Origin of the sequence: Enterobacter cloacae complex sp. IR53041, assembly GCF_049238285.1 — a bacterium.
In the GTDB taxonomy this organism is placed as follows: Bacteria; Pseudomonadota; Gammaproteobacteria; order Enterobacterales; family Enterobacteriaceae; genus Enterobacter; species Enterobacter roggenkampii.
Map to the genome: position 1 here is coordinate 93,712 of NZ_JBMKHB010000004.1, position 19,643 is coordinate 113,354.

Consider the following 19,643-nt stretch of genomic DNA (forward strand, 5'->3'; position numbering starts at 1 on the left):
TCATTGCCCTTTACGGTCTGTCCGTTAGCCGGAAGTGGCATCGGACATGTAATTGAGAATCATTCAATCATGCGGGAATGTAGTAGTAAATGGAAAAAAGAAAAAATCGACTACAGCAGTTAACCGCGTACGTAAACGCAGCGGTTTGATATTTAACTCATTGAAATAAATGTTTTTAAAAGCCTTGATGGACTCATTTTTTCTCTGGTTTACCCCTGGTTTTTTCAGGGTGTTTCTTCGCTTGACTACTACATGGCGCGGAGTCAAACTCTCAAAAGAGAATGAGTTTTATTTTTATTTGTTGGTTTTTCATTACGTTGGCGTTCACGTGGCTCACAACACACACAAACCGGGTCTGGTTCTGGAGAACCTCTCTGCGGGCTATCAGAAAAAAATCATCGTTGATGATATCTCCCTTGCGATCCCTCAGCAGAAAATGACGGTGCTGGTCGGGGCGAACGGCTGTGGAAAATCCACGCTGTTGAGCACTATCGCGCGGCTGCTGCAGCCGCTTGGGGGAACCGCGCTGCTGGACGGTAAAGCCATTCATGAGCAGCCCACCAAAGCGGTCGCCCGTCAGCTTGGCATTCTCCCGCAGTCGCCGCTGCTGCCGGAAGGGTTAACCGTTTTTGAACTGGTCTCGCGCGGGCGTTTTCCCTGGCAAAACGTTATGCGTCAGTGGAGCGACGAGGACGAGCGGGCGGTGGAAGAGGCCCTTCGACTGACCGGCACGGCAGAGTTTGCCCATATGCCAGTGGAAAGCTTATCCGGCGGCCAGCGTCAGCGCTGCTGGATCGCCATGGCGCTGGCGCAGCAAACGCCGTATATCCTGCTTGACGAGCCGACGACGTACCTCGATCTTCGCTATCAGGTGGAGATCCTCGAGCTCCTGCATACGCTGACGCGTGAGCACGGGCGTACCGTGGTGGTGGTGCTGCACGATCTCAACTTTGCCGTGAACTACGGTGATTCACTGGTCTTTTTACGCCAGGGAAAAGTCGAGGGGGTGTTACATGAAGGCGACGCCTGCACGCCGGAGTTGATCAAAGCGGTGTTTGATGTGGACGTGCATATGTCCATCAACCCCTTGACCGGCAAACCGTTCTTTATGCCGTTTCGCCAGAGTCTTGAACAGCCATGATGCGCGCTTCTCTCGCCTTCCTGATTTTTACATTACTGCTGGCGCTGGGCGCGATTGTGCATCTTGGCATCGGGGCGCGGTTTATCTCTCCCCGAACGGTAGTCGAGGCATTCGTTCACTTCGATCCGCGCAATTTCGACCATAACATCATCATCAGACTACGGCTGCTGCGCCTCTGCGCCGCAATGGTGACAGGCGCCGCGCTCGGCGTGGCGGGCGTGCTGCTGCAGTCCGTGATCCGCAACCCGCTCGGCGAGCCGCATATTCTGGGGCTCAACGCCGGGGCAGCGCTGGCGGTGGTGATCGCCAGCGCGCTTGGGCTTTCGCTGCCGTTTGGTCGCCCGCTGATTGCCGCCGTCGGTGCCGCCGCGCTGTTTCTGCTGGTGCTGATGTTCTCCTCGACCGGTCGCATCGGTCTCACGCCGATGAAGGTCACCCTGTGTGGCGTGGCGATGTCGGCGTTTGCCTCGTCGATTACCGCCGCGGTGTTAATCCTGGATGAACAGACGCTGCTCTCTCTGCGCACCTGGCTTGCAGGTGATATCGCCGGAGTCAACGCGCAGATGCTCCAGAGTGCCCTGTGGGCTGCAGCAGCCGGTTTTATTCTTGCTATCGGGTTGTCGCCCTCGCTCAACATGCTGGCGCTGGGCGACAGAATGGCGCAGGGGCTAGGCGTGTCGCTGCTGAAAACCCGCCTCCTTGCCCTGCTGGCCATTGCATTGCTCTGCGGCGCGGCCGTCTCCCTCGCCGGACCGATTGGCTTTATCGGCCTTGTGGTACCGCAGCTCATTCGCCGTCTGGTGTCGGTCGATTTGCGCGTGATGGTGCCGCTGTCGGCCCTCTGCGGTGCGCTGGTGTTGCTGCTGGCGGATATCGCTGCCCGCACGCTGTTTACCCCCTGGGAGCTGGCAACCGGCATCATGACGGCCCTTGTCGGCGCGCCCGTGTTCATCCTTATGGCGTCGAGGATGTTCAAATGAACCGGGCCGGACTCCGCGCGATCCGTGTTGGTCGCCTGTCGGCGCTGGTTCGCCCGAAGGCGCTGGCGTGCCTGTCGCTTTTCGCGTTGATGGCGCTAGGCCTGCTGGGCTTTGGCCTGACGCACGGTTCTCTGCCCATCCCCGCCTCTGCCATCGGGCGCGCGCTGTTTTCGCCTGAAAGTCTGACGGCGGAGACGCGCTACGTCGTGATGGATATCCGCCTGCCGCGCCTGCTGATGGCGGTGCTGTGCGGCGCGATGCTCGGCATGGCGGGGGCGGCGATGCAGTCCATCACCCGCAACGGTCTGGCTGACCCGGGGCTTATCGGCGTGAAGGAGGGCTGTAGCGCGGCGGTACTGCTGCTGATTTTTCAGTTCCCGGCGCTGAGCCTGGCCTGGCGTCCGCTGATTGGCATGACCGGCGGGCTGCTCACCGCGCTGCTGGTGATAGCTCTGGCGCGCGATATCTCGCGCCCGCGGTTTATTTTGATCGGCATCGGCGTGTCGTGGGCGTTTGCCGCGGCAATGGGCGTCTTTACGACCACCGCCGACGTGCGCGACGTGCAGACGGCGATGCTGTGGCTGGCGGGCAGCCTGCACGCGGCAAACTGGACGCTGGTAGGGCTGGCCGCGCTCTGGGCTGCCCCCGCGTTTGCGCTGCTGCTCTTTACCGCGCGGGCAGCGGACGTGGCGCTGCTCGGCAATCAGGCCGCCGCGGGCCTTGGCGTGCGCACAACCCGGCTGGCGCTGCTGCGGGTTCTCGCCCCGGTAGTGCTGACGGCGGCCTGCGTCTCCTGCGTGGGCAGCATTGGCTTTGTGGGGCTGATTGCCCCGCATATGGCGCGCCTGCTGCTGCGCGGTGGTCAGACCGCGCTCCTGACGGGAAGCGCCGTGCTGGGCGCGCTGCTGGTGCTGCTGGCGGATAACGTCGGACGTCTGGCATTCCTCCCGCTGCAGCTGCCGGCGGGAATTGTCATTTCATTGATTGGCGGACCGTTTTTCCTGCTGCTGCTCTGGCAGCGTCGGGACAGATTTTAGGGGATTATGATGCGCGTACTGTTTTCGATGCTGTTGCTGGTGGGGTTCGCGGTGAGCGCGGCGGAGCCGACGCAGACCTTTACTGACGATCTGAACCGAAAGGTGGTGGTGCCGGTGCACCCGAAACGGATTGTCTCCTTACACGATCTGGACATCACCATTCCGCTGATTGAGCTTGGCGTGCCGCCGGTGGCGAGCCATGGCCGCACGCGGCCGGACGGCAGCCATTTTCTGCGATCCAGCGGCATGTTGACCGGCGTCGACTTCGATAATTCCGATATCAAATTTATCGGCACGGCCGATATCGACATTGAAGCCATCGCCGCCGCCAAACCTGACCTGATCGTTACCGAGCCGACCCGCAACACGCCGGTGGAACAATTAGCGAAAATTGCCCCGACGGTGAGCATCGATCATCTCGACGGCGGCGCGCCGGAAATCTACCGCAAGCTGGCTCAGCTGACAGGAACGCAGGCGCGGCTTAAGGTTCTGGAGCGGCGATATCAGGAGCAAATCAAGGCGCTGAAGGCGACCATCGACACGCGCAAAATCACCGTATCGGTGATTCAGGCCAATCAGGGGAAAATCAACGCCATGCACAGCTACCACTCGCTGGGCCGCGTTCTGCGCGACGCCGGATTCAAATTCCCGCCGCTGATTGAGTCCATCCCGGAAGGGGGGCGCATCGACGTCAGCGCCGAGCGCCTGCCGGAGCTGGATGCCGATTTCGTCTTTGCTACCTGGCGCGGGGATACGGGCGGTAAACCGCAGGACGAGCTGGCGGCGATGGAGGCGGTGATGCCGGGCTGGTGTCAGTTCCTGACTGCCTGCCGGAGCGGGCATTACGTGCTGATCTCGCGTGAAGAGGCGATCTCGAATTCGTTCGCGTCTTTAGGGCTGATGGCCGCGCAGGTGCAGTCGCAGATTGCCGGGCGTCCGCTGCCGGAGGCCTCACGGTGATCCGCAAAGAGAAGGGGCGCGTGGATGTCTATGGCGACCGCTTTCGCGCGCGGGCGCATCAGCTGACGCCGCGTCTGCTGCAGGTCGCACGCTATATCCATGACAACCGCGAGGCGGTGATGGAGCAGACCGCCATGGAGATTGCCGCCGTACTGAAAACCTCGGATGCCACGGTGGTCCGCGCCATACAGGCGCTGGGGTTCGCCGGGCTGCGCGATCTCAAGCAGACGCTGGAGCAGTGGTTTGGCCCGGTGGTCACCTCCAGCGAAAAGATGTCCACCACGGTGAACACGCTCGCCAGCGACGTCAACGCGAGCATTGATTTCGTGCTGGAGGGACATCAGCACACCTGCGAGGTGTTATCCGAGCCCCACAACCGCTACGCGATGGCGCAGGCGGTCTCACTGCTGGCGCAGGCAAGGCAGGTCGCCATATTTGGCATTGGCGCCTCCGGTATTCTGGCCGAGTACACCGCCAGGCTGTTCAGCCGTATGGGGTTACCCGCCACGCCGCTCAACCGTACCGGGATAGGGCTTGCCGAGCAGTTGATTGCGCTTCAGCGCGGTGACGTGCTGGTGATGATGGCGCAGAAATCCGCGCACCGGGAGGGGCAAACCACCCTGCGTGAAGCAAAACGTCTGAGCATTCCCACCATCCTGCTGACCAACGCCCTCGATTCGCGTTTCAGTAAGGAGGCGAGCGTGGTGATCCACGTTCCGCGCGGCGGTGAAAAGGGTAAAATCCCGCTCCACGGCACGGTGCTGCTCTGTCTGGAGATGATCATTTTGTCCGTCGCCGCCACCGAACCGCAGCGCGCCATCAAGTCGATGAAGCGCATCAACGAGCTCCATCGCGGGTTAAAGCCGGGGAAGAAGAGCAGCTAAAAACAACAAAGCCCGGTGGCGCTAGCGCTTACCGGGCCTACGGTTCAGGTTTTGTAGGCCGGGTAAACGCAGTGTCACCCGGCAAATTCCACGAACTTAAACCCCTTGCTCCAGGATGCGGATGTGGGTTTCCAGCACGTCGCCCTTCACCGCGTCGCTCCACGCTTTCATGTGCGCGGTCTGCAGATGCGCTTCAAGATGCGCAACGGTTTCCCACTGCTCAACCATGATGATCGAGTCCGGCGCGGTCGCCTGGAAGCTGGCATCAGTGGCGGCATCCACCATCGGCGCGTAGCCGTGGCAGCCTTCTTCTTTCAGTACGGTCGGGATGATTTTCGCGAACTGATCCAGCACCGCCTGGCGGTGATGTTGACCTGGGCGAGTACGGATTTCTGCGATAACGGTAAGCATGTTTACTACTCCTTTAATTCCAGGCTACCAGTTAAGCAAAAATTTCCGCGAGATGCTTGCGATATTCTGCGATATAGCGCGGGACATCAGGCATTTTAATCACGTCGTTGACGATAAAGGTCGGCAGCGGATCCATGCCCAGGAACTGATTCGCCTTGTGGAACGGCAGGTACGCGCCGTCCACGCCCACGCCCTCGAAGAACTGATCTTTCTCGGTGAAGGCTTCCAGCGGGGCGTTCCAGGTCAGTGATAGCATATATTTTTTGCCCTGAATCAGGCCGCCTGAACCGTATTTTTTGGACGCGTCAGAGCGGGTGCGGCCATCGTTGGCATACAGCGATCCATGACCTTCGGTGAACACGTCGTCCATGTATTTTTTCACGGTCCACGGCGCGCCCATCCACCAGCCTGGCATCTGCCAGATCACCACGTCAGCCCACAGGAAGTTCTGCACTTCGGCTTTCACGTCGTAGTGGCTGTCTGCACGCACGACCTTAACATCATGCCCGGCGTCGCGCAGGAAACCGTCCGCGACCTCGGTCAGGGTGTCATTCAGCTGGCCTTTAGAGTGCGCAAATTCTTTTGCACCGTTGATAATCAGGATGTTGCTCATTATTTGTCCTCGACGATGAGAGTATGCCGGGTATTCTACGCGCGAGGACGGAGCGGAAAAATGAGCAAAATGTGCAAAGTCTTTTGCTGGAGATGCAATAATCCGCTACCAGCTGACCTTCACCTCAAAGCCGCCTTCCGCCGCATTGCTCAGCGAGACGCGCATCCCGTGCAGCGCGGCAATGCGCCTGACGATAGAGAGCCCCAGCCCGCTGCCCGTGGCGTTCTGGCCCGGTGGACGATAAAAACGCTCGCCGATGCGCGCCAGCACCTCGGGGTCAACGCCGGGACCGTTGTCGCGCACGCTAAAGCTACGCGCGTCCAGCGTCACGTCCACCACGCTGCCGCGCGGACTGTAGCGGATGGCGTTGTCCAGCAGATTGCGCACCAGCAGGCTGAGCAGCAGGGGCTGCCCTTGACGTTTGACCTGCGGGGCATGGTTGATGAGGCGAATATCAATCCCTGCCTGCTGCGCCGGATGCCAGATATCCAGCACCGCCGACTGCAGTAAATCGGCAAGCGTTATCGGTTCGACATCGTCAAGGTTATCCAGCGAGTCCAGACGCGACAGGGTGAGGAGCTGATCCACCAGCCGCGAAGCGCGGTCGATTCCCGCATGCAGCTGTGCCAGCGCTTTTTCCCGCGCCTGCGGATCGTCCTGCGAGAGCTGCGCCACGTCAGTTTGCACCTTCAGGGCCGCCAGCGGGCTGCGCAGCTCGTGGGCGGCATCGGACGTAAAGCGGCGCTCGCGGGTCATCATCTCCTGGGTACGTGCGAAGAGGTGATTCAGCGCGTCGAGCAGGGGGCGCACTTCCGTGGGCACACCCTGAAGCACAAGCGCATCGGTCGCATCCGGCGAGCGGGAGTGCAGGGTCTGCGCCAGCTTTTTGAGCGGCCTCAGCTCCCGGCTCAGGAGGAGAACCAGCAAAAGCAGCATCACCGGCAGCGCCACCAGCCAGGGCGTGAGCTGCGAGCTGACCACGTCCAGCGCCATATCCTGGCGGTACTCCCACTCCTGACCGACCACCACGCGGTACTTCCCGTCGGGTGAGGTCAGCCACAGGAAACGCCATTCGTCGTTGTCGTCCTGGAGCTGCCCGTTAGCAAACCCGTCGCGGCGATAGTGGTACGGAATATCGCGCCCGTTCTCGCCGTCGTTCAGCAGCATTTTGCCGTCGACGCTGTAAATGGCGAAAGCCAGCGCGTCGTCATCGAGACGGCCATGCTTCACTTTTTTTGGGATCTCGCGCATCCGCTCGGGGGCGCGGATCTCGTCCAGATCCATCGTCAGCAGCCGTTTGGCAAACAGCATCTGCTGCGTGTCGAAGAGCTTATCCAGCTTGTGGGTGGTCTGCTGCCAGGCCACCAGGCTGGCGGCAAACCATGCCGTCAGGGAGAGCGCTAAAAAGAGGAGCGTCAGGCGCAGCTTCAGGCTCAGGCGTTGCGTCAGCTTCATGCGTCACCCAGGGTGTAGCCGATGCCGTGCACGGTGCGGATAAACTCGCTGCCAAGCTTGCGGCGCAGATGATGAACGTGGACTTCTACCGCGTTGCTGGAGACGTCGTCGTCCCAGGTATACAGTTTTTCCTCAATCGTTTTGCGAGGGAGCACGCGGCCTGCATTGCGCATCAGCAGTTCCAGCAGCGCGAACTCTTTCGGCTTCAGCGTCAGCGGTTCACCGTCCTGCGTGGCGACGAGACGGGTCGGATCGAGCGTGACCTTGCCGTGGCGTAGCTCGCTATGCGTCTGGCCGTGGCTGCGGCGGACCAGCGCCTCGAGGCGGGCACCCACTTCAATCAGCGCGAACGGCTTGCAGAGATAATCATCCGCGCCAAGACGCAGCCCTTCCACGCGCTGGTTAAGCGCATCCCGCGCGGTCAGGATCAATACCGGCTCGCTGCGTCCGCTTTCGCGCCACGCGCGCAGGATGTCCAGACCGTCGATTTCCGGCAGCGTCAGATCCAGCACCACGGCATCATAGGGCGCAGAAGCGAGCGCGGCCTGACCTGTTTTGCCGTCGGTAAACCAGTCCACGCTAAAGCCCATTTTGCTTAAACCCGCCCTGATACCGTCGCCGATTAACGTGTCGTCTTCTACCAGTAAAATGCGCATGTTCCCTCCTTGATGCCGTCAGTAAACCCTCTGTAAGCGCCTGCTGTACAGCAATAATAAATAAATTTTTCCCTTAAGAAGTTGTTAAGGATTACCCTGTTTAATGGACTGCGAAACCAGATTAAAGGGAGAGTTAATATGAAAAAATTCGCTGCCATTGCCGCCATCATGATGATGACCACTGCCCCCGTTTTTGCCGCGCAGGGCGGATTTAACGGCCCGTCCGCCACGCAAACCCAGACCCAGACGCAGGCAGGCGGTTTTGTCGATAACGACGCCAACCTCACCACCGCGGTGAAGGTGAAAGAGATGAAGGACGACAGCTGGGTGAAGCTGCGCGGGAACATCACCCAGCGCCTGTCCGATGACCGCTACACCTTCCGCGATGAGACCGGCACGGTGAACGTGGAAATTGACCACAAGCGCTGGAACGGCGTGACCGTCACCCCGCAGGATAAAGTGGAAATCCAGGGCAAGGTCGATAAAGAGTGGAACGATTTTGAAATCGACGTGAAGCAGGTCATCAAGCTGAACAAATAACCCGAAAAGGGCCGCATAAGCGGCCCTTTTTCTTTGTGACTCAACTCGTCAGATAGGGTAGTATCTGCGGCAATATTGCCTGAAACCCTTCGGTTTCTGAGTTGAGGAATCACACGTAATGAGCGATATGGCAGAGCGCCTCGCGCTACATGAATTCACGGAAAACGCCTATCTGAACTACTCCATGTACGTCATCATGGACAGGGCGTTGCCGTTTATCGGGGATGGCCTGAAGCCCGTTCAGCGCCGCATCGTGTATGCGATGTCCGAACTGGGGCTGAATGCCACCGCCAAGTTCAAGAAATCCGCCCGTACCGTCGGTGACGTACTGGGTAAATACCATCCGCACGGCGACAGCGCCTGCTATGAAGCAATGGTGCTGATGGCGCAGCCGTTCTCTTACCGCTACCCGCTGGTGGATGGTCAGGGGAACTGGGGGGCGCCGGACGATCCGAAATCCTTCGCGGCGATGCGTTATACCGAATCCCGCCTCTCTAAATATGCCGAAGTGCTGCTGGGCGAGCTGGGGCAGGGGACCGTTGACTGGGTACCGAACTTCGACGGTACGCTGCAGGAGCCGAAGATGCTGCCCGCGCGTCTGCCGAACATCCTGCTGAACGGCACCACCGGGATTGCGGTCGGTATGGCGACGGACATTCCGCCGCACAACCTGCGTGAAGTGGCGAAAGCCGCCATCACCCTGATTGAGCAGCCGAAAACCTCGCTCGACGATCTGCTGGATATCGTGCAGGGCCCGGACTTCCCGACCGAAGCCGAAATCATTACCTCGCGTGCGGAAATCCGCAAAATCTACCAGAACGGTCGCGGCTCCGTGCGCATGCGCGCGGTGTGGAATAAAGAAGACGGCGCCGTGGTGATCACCGCGCTGCCGCATCAGGTTTCCGGTGCCAAAGTGCTGGAGCAGATCGCCTCCCAGATGCGCAATAAAAAGCTGCCGATGGTGGACGACCTGCGTGACGAATCTGACCACGAGAACCCGACCCGTCTGGTGATCGTGCCGCGTTCTAACCGCGTGGACATGGAGCAGGTGATGAACCACCTGTTCGCCACCACGGATCTGGAAAAAAGCTACCGCATTAACCTGAACATGATCGGCCTCGACGGACGCCCGGCGGTGAAAAACCTGCTGGAGATCCTCACCGAATGGCTGACGTTCCGCCGCGATACGGTACGCCGTCGTCTGAACCATCGTCTGGAGAAAGTGCTTAAGCGCCTGCATATCCTCGAAGGTTTGCTGGTGGCGTTCCTCAATATCGACGAGGTGATTGAGATCATCCGTACCGAGGACGAGCCGAAGCCCGCCCTGATGTCGCGCTTTGGCATCAGCGAAACCCAGGCCGAAGCGATCCTCGAGCTGAAGCTGCGCCATCTCGCCAGACTGGAAGAGATGAAGATCCGCGGCGAGCAGAACGAGCTGGAAAAAGAGCGCGATCAGCTGCAGGCGATCCTCGCGTCCGAACGCAAGATGAACACCCTGCTGAAGAAAGAGCTGCAGGCTGATGCCGACGCGTTTGGTGACGACCGTCGTTCTCCGCTGCACGAGCGCGAAGAAGCGAAGGCGATGAACGAGCACGACATGCAGCCGTCCGAGCCGGTGACCATTGTTCTGTCGCAGAGCGGCTGGGTGCGCAGCGCCAAAGGCCACGATATCGACGCGCCGGGGCTCAGCTACAAAGCGGGCGACAGCTTTAAAGCGGCGGTGAAAGGCAAGAGCAACCAGCCGGTGGCGTTTATCGACTCCACCGGTCGCAGCTATGCCATTGACCCTATCACGCTGCCTTCCGCGCGCGGGCAGGGTGAACCGCTGACCGGCAAGCTGACGCTGCCGCCGGGCGCGACGGTTGACCATATGCTGATGGAAGCCGATGACCAGAAGCTGCTGCTGGCGTCTGACGCGGGCTACGGTTTTATCTGTACCTTCAACGATCTGGTTTCCCGCAACCGTGCCGGTAAGGCGCTGATCAGCCTGCCGGACAACGCTCACGTAATGGCACCGCTGGTGATCGAGAACGAAAGCGACATGCTGCTGGCGATCACCACCGCCGGGCGTATGCTGATGTTCCCGGTCAGCGATCTGCCGGAGCTGTCAAAAGGCAAGGGCAACAAGATCATCAACATTCCGTCGGCGGAGGCCGCGAAAGGCGAAGATGGCCTGGCGCACCTCTTCCTGCTGCCGCCGCAGAGCACGCTGACCATTCACGTCGGCAAGCGCAAAATCAAGCTTCGTCCGGAAGAGCTGCAGAAGGTGGTGGGCGAGCGCGGTCGCCGCGGCTCGCTGATGCGCGGCCTGCAGCGTATCGACCGCGTGGAGATTGACTCTCCTGCACGCAGCGCGGCGGGTGACAGCGAAGAGTAATGTCGTGATATCCCCCTCTGTCCGGAGGGGGAATTTCAATAAAATTTCCCGTAAAATCGTTGTTAATTCGTGCGTTGCGATTAACAATACGCGCTCGTAATAAAGTCCTTACCTGGCCACAGGTGAAGTATAATTGTCAGCTGTCAGGGCTTCAGAGGTCGCTATGCTATATATTGTTCGTCTTATTCTTACCGTTATCTACTGTATTCTGGTCTGTATTTTCGGCTCTATTTATTGCCTGTTCAGCCCGCGTAATCCGAAGCATGTCGCCACCTTTGGCCATATGTTCGGGCGTCTTGCGCCGCTGTTTGGTCTGAAAGTTGAAAAACGCCTGCCGGAAGGAGCGGAGAATTTCGGTAACGCCATCTATATCGCCAACCATCAGAACAACTACGATATGGTGACGGCCTCCAATATCGTGCTTCCACCGACCGTGACGGTGGGCAAAAAAAGCCTGCTGTGGATCCCGTTTTTTGGTCAGCTGTACTGGCTTACCGGTAACCTGCTGATTGACCGTAATAACCGTGCAAAAGCGCACGGCACCATTGCAGAAGTGGTGAATCATTTTAAAAAGCGCAGGATCTCAATCTGGATGTTCCCGGAAGGGACGCGCAGCCGCGGCCGCGGCCTGCTGCCGTTTAAAACCGGTGCGTTTCATGCCGCAATTGCGGCAGGTGTTCCAATTATTCCTGTGTGCGTTTCCAATACTTCGAATAAGATTAATCTTAACCGCCTGAATAACGGGCTGGTGATTGTCGAAATGCTGCCACCCGTCGATACCAGCAAATACGGTAAAGATCAGGTGCGCGAGCTGGCAGCGCACTGCCGTGATCTGATGGCTGAGCATATTGCGCTGCTCGACAAAGAAGTCGCAGAGAGAGAAGCCGCCGGTAAGATCTAACCCGGCGTTGAAGGGAAAACGAATTCCCGCGTTGTTAGTCGTTTCAGATGGAGCTTATATGTCACTCAGTCGGCGTCAGTTTATTCAGGCTTCGGGGATCGCCCTTTGTGCGGGTGCGATGCCGCTGACAGCCAGCGCCGCCGGGCAGCAACAGCCGCTGCCTATTCCGCCACTCATTGAATCCCGTCGCGGCCAGCCGCTTTTCCTGACGCTGCAGCGCAGCCACTGGTCCTTTACCCAGGGGACGCGTGCGCCGGTCTGGGGCATTAACGGACGTTACCTTGGGCCGACCATACGCGTGTGGAATGGCGATGACGTAAAGCTCATCTACAGTAACCGTACCCCTGAAAATGTCGCCATGACCATCAGCGGCCTGCAGGTGCCTGGCCCGCTGATTGGCGGCGCGGCGCGCATGATGTCGCCCAGCGCCGACTGGGCGCCCGTTCTGCCGATTCGCCAGAGCGCGGCAACCCTGTGGTATCACGCCAACACCCCTAACCGCACGGCGCAGCAGGTCTATAACGGCCTGGCCGGCATGTGGCTGGTGGAAGATGAAGTCAGCAAATCCCTGCCGATCCCGAACCATTACGGCGTGGATGACTTCCCGATTATCATCCAGGACAAACGTCTGGATAATTTCGGTACGCCGGAATACAGCGAACCGGGGAGCGGTGGCTTCGTTGGCGATACGCTGCTGGTGAACGGCGCGCAGAGCCCGTATGTCGAAGTGTCCCGTGGCTGGGTGCGCCTGCGCCTGCTCAACGCGTCTAACTCGCGCCGCTATCAGCTGCAAATGAGCGATGGCCGTCCGCTGCACGTGATCTCCGGCGATCAGGGTTTTTTACCGGCACCGGTGTCCGTCAAACAGCTGGCGCTCGCGCCGGGTGAGCGTCGGGAAATTCTTATTGATATGACCAACGGGGATGAAGTCTCTGTGACCTGCGGCGAAGCGGCAAGCATTGTTGACCGTATTCGCGGGTTCTTTGAACCGTCGAGCATTCTTGTCTCGACCCTGGTGCTGACCCTGCGTCCAACCGGCCTGCTGCCGCTGGTGACCGATAGCCTGCCCATGCGCCTGCTGCCGCAGGAGATCATGAGCGGCTCGCCGGTGCGCAGCCGTGATATCAGCCTTGGCGACGATCCGGGCATCAACGGTGCGCTGTGGGACGTCAACCGCATCGACATTACCGCGCAGCAGGGCACCTGGGAGCGCTGGACGGTGCGTTCAGATATGCCGCAGTCCTTCCATATTGAAGGGGTAAGCTTCCTGATCCGCAACGTTAACGGCGCGATGCCGTTCCCGGAAGATCGCGGCTGGAAAGACACCGTCTGGGTGGACGGTCAGGTTGAACTGCTCGTCTACTACGGCCAGCCTTCGTGGCCGCACTTCCCGTTCCTGTTCCACAGCCAGACGCTGGAGATGATGGACAGGGGGTCCGTAGGGCAAATGCTGATCAACCCCGCGCCATAATCTCTGACATTCCCGGTTCGCCGGGAATGGTTTATGCCCGCCAGAAAAAGCGCGAGAACAGAATCAGCACCGGGTAAATTTCCAGACGCCCTAAGATCATCGCCGCGCACATCAACAGCTTAGCCCCTTCTGTTAACGTGCCGAACGTCGACGCCGTCTCGCCAAATCCCAGCCCCATGTTGTTGATACAGGCGGCGACCGTCGCGAATGACGTAAACAGATCGTAGCCCATCAGATTAAGCGCCCAGACAAAAAAGCCCGTGATCATCACGTAGAGAAAGAAGAAGCTCCAGACCGAGCGCAGGACGCGTTCATTCACCACGCTTTTGCCCACCTTAATGCTCAGCAGCGCGCGCGGATGCGCCAGCTGGTTCATCTCCTGAATACTCTGCTTGAACATAATCAAAAAACGCAGGGCTTTGATCCCGCCGCAGGTCGAGCCTACGCAGCCGCCAAAAAAGCTGGCGCTCAACAACAGGAAGATGGTGTGCGTGGGCCATTGGGCGTAGTCGGCGGTCGACAGGCCGTTATCGGTCATCATCGAACTGGCAAGGAAGAAGGCGTGCACCAGGCTATCCGTGGGGCTGTACATGCCTGCATGCCAGACCTGCCAGGCGGTGATGAGGATAATCGCCGCAGCGGCGCTCAGGAAGAATTTAACCTCCGGGCTGCGACGAATCGGCTTCAGGGTGCGTCGGACAATGGCGACGTACCAGAGGGTGAAGTTAAACGCGGAGAGCAGCGAAAACGCCCCGGCAACCAGCTCGATTGCGTGGCTGTCATAAAAACCAATGCTCTCGCTGCGGGTGGAGAAGCCGCCCAGTGACACGGTCGAAAGCCCGTGACAGACGGCGTCAAAAAAGGACATTCCCGCCAGCCAGTAGGCCAGAGTGCAGGCCACGCCCAGCGCGAAGTAGGTCACCCACAGCGTGCGCGCGGTATCGGCAAGGCGGGGCGTCAGACGCTCCTCCTTGAACGGCCCCGGCATCTCTGACTGATAAAGCTTCATGCCGCCAATGCCCAGCAGCGGCAGGACCGCGACGGCCAGCACGATGACGCCTAACCCGCCAATGAAATTCAGCTGAGCGCGGTAATACAGGTACGACTTAGGCAGGGCGCTGACGTCCCCGATCACCGTCGCTCCGGTAGTGGTGATCCCGGAAACCCCCTCAAAGAGCGCGTCAGCAAAGGAGAGCTGAAGCCCGTCATCCATCCAGAGCGGCATGGCGCTAATCAATGAAAAAAGCAGCCAGAACAGCACGATAATCACGAAACCGTCGCGGGTGCGCAGCTGGATGCCGGCGTGGCGGGTTGCCCGCCAGGTTAAGCCTCCGAGACTAAAAAAGGTTAAAAAAGTGGTCAGGAAGGCAAAGTAGGTCCGCTCTTTGTTCAGCAGGGCGATAACCATCGGCGGCAGCATGGAAAGGCTGTACAGCAGCACAAGGAAACCGCAGAGGTGCAGGACAACCCGCAGCTGGGAGACATGTAACGAATCGTTGGGCTTCACAACTGAGCTCCGCACAAACACGCATTCCGGGGCAAATCACCGGAAAATAGAGTGAATATTATGATCCAAAATTATCAGGGCGGCGTATTTTAACGACTTCCGTGAATATCTGCCTGCTTCCTGCATCCTTTTCTTCAAATCTGGCAGATGAACAGCGTATAATCCCGCTCCTTTTGTTTATTTTTTCTTCGGAAGCATTATGAGCGCAATTTCCCTGATCCAGCCGGATCGTGACCTCTTCTCCTGGCCCCAGTACTGGGCGGCCTGCTTTGGACCGGCGCCGTTCCTGCCAATGTCCCGGGAAGAGATGGACCAACTGGGCTGGGACAGCTGCGATATCATTCTGGTCACGGGCGATGCCTACGTTGACCACCCGAGCTTCGGCATGGCCATCTGTGGCCGTATGCTCGAAGCGCAGGGCTTCCGCGTGGGGATCATCTCCCAGCCCGACTGGAACAGCAAAGACGACTTTATGCGTCTGGGTAAACCGAACCTGTTCTTCGGCGTGACCGCAGGCAACATGGACTCGATGATCAACCGCTATACCGCCGACCGTAAGCTGCGCCATGACGACGCCTACACGCCGGATAACGTGGCGGGCAAACGTCCGGACCGCGCAACCCTCGTCTACACCCAGCGCTGCAAAGAAGCCTGGAAAGACGTGCCGGTGATCCTGGGCGGCATCGAGGCGAGCCTGCGCCGTACCGCACACTACGACTACTGGTCAGATACCGTGCGCCGCTCGGTGCTGGTGGATTCCAAGGCCGACATGCTGATTTACGGAAACGGCGAGCGTCCGCTGGTGGAAGTGGCGCACCGCCTGTCGCAGGGCGAGCCGGTGAGCAGCATCCGCGACGTGCGCAATACCGCCATTATGGTGAAAGAGGCGCTGCCGGGCTGGCGCGGGGTAGATTCCCGCATCATCGATATGCCGGGCAAAATCGACCCGATCCCACATCCGTACGGCGACGATCTGCCGTGTGCCGATAACAAACCGGTAGAGCCAAAGAAGGCGGAAGCGAAGGCGATCGTCGTGCAGCCGCCGCGCCCGAAGCCGTGGGAAAAGACCTACGTACTGCTACCGTCCTACGAGAAGGTGAAAGCCGACAAGGTGCTCTACGCGCACGCGTCCCGTATTCTGCACCATGAAACCAACCCGGGCTGCGCCCGCGCGCTGATGCAGAAGCACGGCGAGCGCTTTATCTGGATCAACCCGCCGGCGATCCCGCTCTCCACCGAAGAGATGGACAGCGTCTTTGCGCTGCCGTACAAGCGCGTGCCGCACCCGGCGTACGGCAACGCCCGCATCCCGGCGTATGAGATGATCCGCTTCTCGATCAACATTATGCGCGGCTGCTTCGGTGGCTGTTCCTTCTGCTCCATTACCGAGCACGAAGGGCGCATTATTCAGAGCCGCTCTGAAGATTCGATCATCAATGAGATCGAAGCCATTCGCGATTCCGTGCCGGGCTTTACCGGCGTGATTTCCGATCTTGGCGGCCCAACCGCCAACATGTATATGCTGCGCTGCAAATCACCGCGCGCGGAGCAGACCTGTCGTCGCCTCTCCTGCGTCTATCCGAGCATTTGTGAGCACATGGACACCAACCACGAGCCGACGATCAACCTCTACCGCCGCGCGCGCGATCTGAAAGGCATCAAGAAGATCCTCATCGCGTCCGGGGTGCGTTATGACATCGCCGTGGAAGATCCGCGCTACATCAAAGAGCTGGCGACGCACCACGTGGGTGGCTATCTCAAGATTGCGCCGGAGCACACCGAAGAAGGCCCGCTGTCGAAGATGATGAAGCCGGGCATGGGCAGCTACGATCGTTTTAAACAGCTGTTCGACACCTACTCGAAGCAGGCGGGCAAAGAGCAGTATCTGATCCCGTACTTCATCTCCGCCCACCCGGGCACGCGTGATGAGGACATGGTGAACCTGGCGCTGTGGCTGAAGCAGCGCCGCTTCCGCCTGGATCAGGTGCAGAACTTCTATCCGTCACCGCTCGCCAACTCGACGACCATGTACTACACCGGCAAGAACCCGCTGAGTAAGATTGGTTATAAGAGTGAAGACGTGGTGGTGCCGAAAGGAGATAAACAGCGTCGTCTGCACAAAGCGCTGCTGCGCTACCACGATCCGGCCAACTGGCCGCTGATCCGCCAGGCGCTGGAAGAGATGGGCAAAAAGCACCTGATCGGCTCGCGCCGCGACTGTCTGGTACCGGCCCCGACGCTGGAGGAGATGCGCGAAGCGCGTCGCCAGAATCGCAATACGCGCCCGGCGCTGACCAAGCACACGCCGATTGTGCATCAGCGTTCGAACGGTGGAGCGGGAACGAAGAAGACCGTAAAACGTAAGATCGGTTAAACCTGTAACAAAGCCCGGTGGCGCTAGCGCTTACCGGGCCTACTGGTCAGCGCGTAGGCCGGGTAAGGTGAAGCCGCCACCCGGCTTTTTTACGCGATTATCCGCCAAACTGATCCGGGTCTGGCCCAAGCCGCTTGCCCTTATCCAGCTTCGCAATTTCCCCCAGCTCATCTTTGTCCAGACGGAAATCCCAGACGTCGAAGTTCTCGGCGATGCGCGATGGCGTGACCGATTTCGGGATCACCACCAGGCCGTTGTCCAGATGCCAGCGAATGACGATCTGCGCCGGGGTTTTGCCGTATTTATCCGCCAGGTCGCGGATAATTTTCTGATCGAATACCCCTTCACCACCCTGAGCCAGCGGGCTCCAGGATTCGGTCTGAATCTTATGCGTGGCGTTCCAGGCGTGAAGCTGGCGCTGCTGCAACAGCGGGTGCAGTTCGATCTGGTTAATCACAGGCGCGACGCCCGTCTCGTCAATCAGCCGCTGCAGGTGATGAACCTGGAAGTTACAGACGCCGATGCTTTTCACCAGCCCCTCTTTTTGCAGTTCAATCATCCCTTTCCAGGCATCAACGTAATGGTCGATGGCCGGAACCGGCCAGTGCATGAGATACAGGTCGACGAAATCGAGCTGGAGCTTCTCCAGACTCTCCTGCAGGGCTTCGCGGGGACGTTTTTGATCGTCATTCCACAGTTTCGTGGTGATGAATAACTCATCGCGGGGGACACCGGCGCTGGCCAGTGCGGTCCCCACGCCGTCCTCGTTTTTGTACGCGGCGGCGGTGTCAATCGACCGGTAGCCGACTTCCAGGGCTTTATGAATGGCGGAGACGACCTCGTCGTTACCGGCTTTCCATACACCTAGCCCCAGCTGGGGCATCACGTTGCCGTCCTGCAGCTTGATTACGGTTTGGTTTGCCATTTTTCCTCCTTCAGGTGCGCATCGCCGGAGGGAGACTCCGGCGATGGGGTGTGCATTAAGTCTGGACGAAATGTCAAAAAACGAAAGTCGGGGGGACAAAAACGCTTAGCGTGCCGCCTCGTAAATACGGCGGCTGACGTCCAGGGTGATGTCGCCGTGCTCGCCCAGATGGGTCATGCCATGCTCTTCGAGTTTCGCCAGCAGGGCAGGGATAGAGCTGCCGTCCAGACCGTAGCCAGACAGACGCGTTGGCACGCCCAGACCTTCAAAGAAACTGCGGGTCGCTTCGATGGCGGCATCAATACGCGCATCGTCAGAACCCTCGGTGATGTTCCACACGCGCTCAGCGTACTGCAGCAGTTTGGCGCGTTTGGTATCACGTTTTTCATTCCACAGCGCAGGCAGCACAACGGCCAGCGTCTGCGCATGATCCAGACCGTGCATCGCCGTCAGCTCGTGGCCCAGCATGTGGGTCGCCCAGTCCTGCGGCACGCCAGCACCGATCAGGCCATTCAGCGCCTGGGTGGCGGCCCACATCACGTTGGCGCGAACGTCATAGTTTTCCGGCTCTTTCAGCGCTTTCGGACCTTCTTCAATCAGCGTTAGCAGAATGCCTTCCGCAAAACGATCCTGGATTTTGGCATTCACCGGATACGTGACGTACTGCTCAACGGTATGAACAAAGGCATCGACCACGCCGTTCGCGACCTGACGCGCAGGCAGGGTGTAGGTGTAAACCGGGTCCAGAATGGCGAAGACAGGCTGAACGTGTTCGTTCATGAAGGCCTGCTTGTCGCCGGTGGTTTTGCGGGAGATCACCGCGCCCTTGTTGGATTCAGAACCGGTGGCCGGGAGGGTCAGCACGGAGCCCATCGGGATAGCGCTTTTGATGTCGCTCCCGCGGGTTTCCAGAATGTGCCACGGATCGATGCCGTCAGCATAGTGCGCTGCCGCCGCGATGAATTTGGTGCCGTCCAGCACGGAGCCGCCGCCGACCGCCAGCAGGAAGGTGATGTTTTCTTCGCGGGCGATTTTCACCGCGTTCATCAGCGTTTCGTAGGACGGGTTTGGCTCAATGCCGCCGAACTCACGCACGTCCAGACCGTCCAGCGCGCTGTAAACCTGATCCAGCACGCCGGTTTTTTTCACGCTGCCGCCACCGTAGGTGATCAGCACGCGGGCGTCAGCAGGGATCTGTGCGCGCAGGTCAGCGATAGCGTCTTTACCAAACAGAATGCGGGTTGGGGTGTGAAGATTAAAGTTGTTCATTGCTCGTTCCCTTTAGTGGGTGAAAAACCGTGGTGCGCAGAGGGCGACCTGATGCTGCACATTGTGGCTGTCCGGGGCTACGCCCTCAATGCACATTCCTGCCGATGTCTTGCCCATTTCTACAGAGCGCTGGAGAAAGCGC

General features: G+C 59.4%; 17 protein-coding genes. 10 read left to right on the forward strand and 7 right to left on the reverse strand.

Translation table 11 applies throughout. From position 1 onward, the window contains the following. Positions 1-328 precede the first annotated feature (328 nt). The 5 genes from ACOTXF_RS04455 to ACOTXF_RS04475 are packed head-to-tail and all read left to right on the forward strand — an operon-like array spanning position 329 to position 5,002. The gene (locus tag ACOTXF_RS04455) at positions 329-1,141 is read left to right on the forward strand and encodes an ABC transporter ATP-binding protein (protein ID WP_047747212.1); all 813 of its coding nucleotides are present in this window, start codon (positions 329-331) and stop codon (positions 1,139-1,141) included. Beyond that, complete coding sequence (locus ACOTXF_RS04460; protein WP_047747203.1) at positions 1,138-2,121, forward strand: FecCD family ABC transporter permease; 984 nt, start codon at positions 1,138-1,140, stop codon at positions 2,119-2,121. The genes ACOTXF_RS04455 and ACOTXF_RS04460 overlap by 4 nt, the downstream gene beginning before the upstream one ends. Further along, complete coding sequence (locus ACOTXF_RS04465; protein ID WP_048961890.1) at positions 2,118-3,158, forward strand: FecCD family ABC transporter permease; 1,041 nt, start codon at positions 2,118-2,120, stop codon at positions 3,156-3,158. The genes ACOTXF_RS04460 and ACOTXF_RS04465 overlap by 4 nt, the downstream gene beginning before the upstream one ends. 9 nt (positions 3,159-3,167) lie before the next feature. Then, positions 3,168-4,118, forward strand: a complete 951-nt coding sequence (locus ACOTXF_RS04470) for an iron-siderophore ABC transporter substrate-binding protein (RefSeq protein WP_032623074.1) — start codon at positions 3,168-3,170, stop codon at positions 4,116-4,118. After that, positions 4,115-5,002, forward strand: coding sequence for a MurR/RpiR family transcriptional regulator (locus tag ACOTXF_RS04475; RefSeq protein ID WP_048961889.1), 888 nt, complete (start codon positions 4,115-4,117; stop codon positions 5,000-5,002). Before ACOTXF_RS04470 ends, ACOTXF_RS04475 begins: the two co-directional genes overlap by 4 nt. Positions 5,003-5,098: 96 nt before the next feature. Here the strand turns inward: ACOTXF_RS04475 and ACOTXF_RS04480 are convergent, their stop codons facing one another. The 4 genes from ACOTXF_RS04480 to qseB form a co-directional block, all read right to left on the reverse strand. Then, positions 5,099-5,413, reverse strand: a complete 315-nt coding sequence (locus tag ACOTXF_RS04480; RefSeq protein ID WP_008502984.1) for a putative quinol monooxygenase — start codon at positions 5,411-5,413, stop codon at positions 5,099-5,101. A gap of 31 nt (positions 5,414-5,444) precedes the next feature. Next, the gene (locus ACOTXF_RS04485; RefSeq protein WP_232926838.1) at positions 5,445-6,026 is read right to left on the reverse strand and encodes an NAD(P)H-dependent oxidoreductase; all 582 of its coding nucleotides are present in this window, start codon (positions 6,024-6,026) and stop codon (positions 5,445-5,447) included. A 105-nt stretch (positions 6,027-6,131) separates the two neighbouring features. Next, positions 6,132-7,481 (reverse strand): quorum sensing histidine kinase QseC, encoded by a 1,350-nt coding sequence (gene qseC / locus ACOTXF_RS04490; RefSeq protein WP_048961886.1) that lies wholly within the window; start codon positions 7,479-7,481, stop codon positions 6,132-6,134. Next, positions 7,478-8,137, reverse strand: a complete 660-nt coding sequence (qseB, locus tag ACOTXF_RS04495; protein ID WP_025912496.1) for a quorum sensing response regulator transcription factor QseB — start codon at positions 8,135-8,137, stop codon at positions 7,478-7,480. The genes qseC and qseB overlap by 4 nt, the downstream gene beginning before the upstream one ends. 138 nt (positions 8,138-8,275) lie before the next feature. On the opposite strand from qseB, the gene ACOTXF_RS04500 reads away from it, so the two are divergent. From ACOTXF_RS04500 to ftsP, 4 genes are all read left to right on the forward strand, one after another. Beyond that, the gene (locus ACOTXF_RS04500) at positions 8,276-8,677 is read left to right on the forward strand and encodes a YgiW/YdeI family stress tolerance OB fold protein (protein ID WP_021242300.1); all 402 of its coding nucleotides are present in this window, start codon (positions 8,276-8,278) and stop codon (positions 8,675-8,677) included. 118 nt (positions 8,678-8,795) lie between these two features. Beyond that, positions 8,796-11,054: a DNA topoisomerase IV subunit A gene (gene parC, locus ACOTXF_RS04505; protein WP_023326076.1), complete on the forward strand. Its 2,259-nt coding sequence runs from the start codon at positions 8,796-8,798 to the stop codon at positions 11,052-11,054. A gap of 163 nt (positions 11,055-11,217) precedes the next feature. After that, entirely contained in the window at positions 11,218-11,955 is a 738-nt protein-coding gene (gene plsC, locus ACOTXF_RS04510; protein WP_008502990.1) for a 1-acylglycerol-3-phosphate O-acyltransferase, read from the forward strand. 58 nt (positions 11,956-12,013) lie between these two features. After that, a complete protein-coding gene (ftsP, locus tag ACOTXF_RS04515) occupies positions 12,014-13,426 on the forward strand; it encodes a cell division protein FtsP (protein ID WP_008502991.1) in 1,413 nt (470 codons plus the stop codon). Between the two features lie 31 nt (positions 13,427-13,457). On the opposite strand, the gene ACOTXF_RS04520 is transcribed toward ftsP, so the two are convergent. Continuing rightward, entirely contained in the window at positions 13,458-14,933 is a 1,476-nt protein-coding gene (locus tag ACOTXF_RS04520; protein WP_008502992.1) for a TrkH family potassium uptake protein, read from the reverse strand. A 199-nt stretch (positions 14,934-15,132) separates the two neighbouring features. Between ACOTXF_RS04520 and ACOTXF_RS04525 the strand changes: the two genes are divergently transcribed. After that, positions 15,133-17,307, forward strand: coding sequence for a YgiQ family radical SAM protein (locus ACOTXF_RS04525; protein ID WP_023344923.1), 2,175 nt, complete (start codon positions 15,133-15,135; stop codon positions 17,305-17,307). A gap of 97 nt (positions 17,308-17,404) precedes the next feature. Here the strand turns inward: ACOTXF_RS04525 and dkgA are convergent, their stop codons facing one another. Further along, the gene (dkgA, locus tag ACOTXF_RS04530) at positions 17,405-18,232 is read right to left on the reverse strand and encodes a 2,5-didehydrogluconate reductase DkgA (RefSeq protein WP_021242117.1); all 828 of its coding nucleotides are present in this window, start codon (positions 18,230-18,232) and stop codon (positions 17,405-17,407) included. A gap of 105 nt (positions 18,233-18,337) precedes the next feature. Then, complete coding sequence (gene yqhD, locus ACOTXF_RS04535; protein ID WP_008502995.1) at positions 18,338-19,501, reverse strand: alcohol dehydrogenase; 1,164 nt, start codon at positions 19,499-19,501, stop codon at positions 18,338-18,340. Positions 19,502-19,643: the final 142 nt, after the last annotated feature.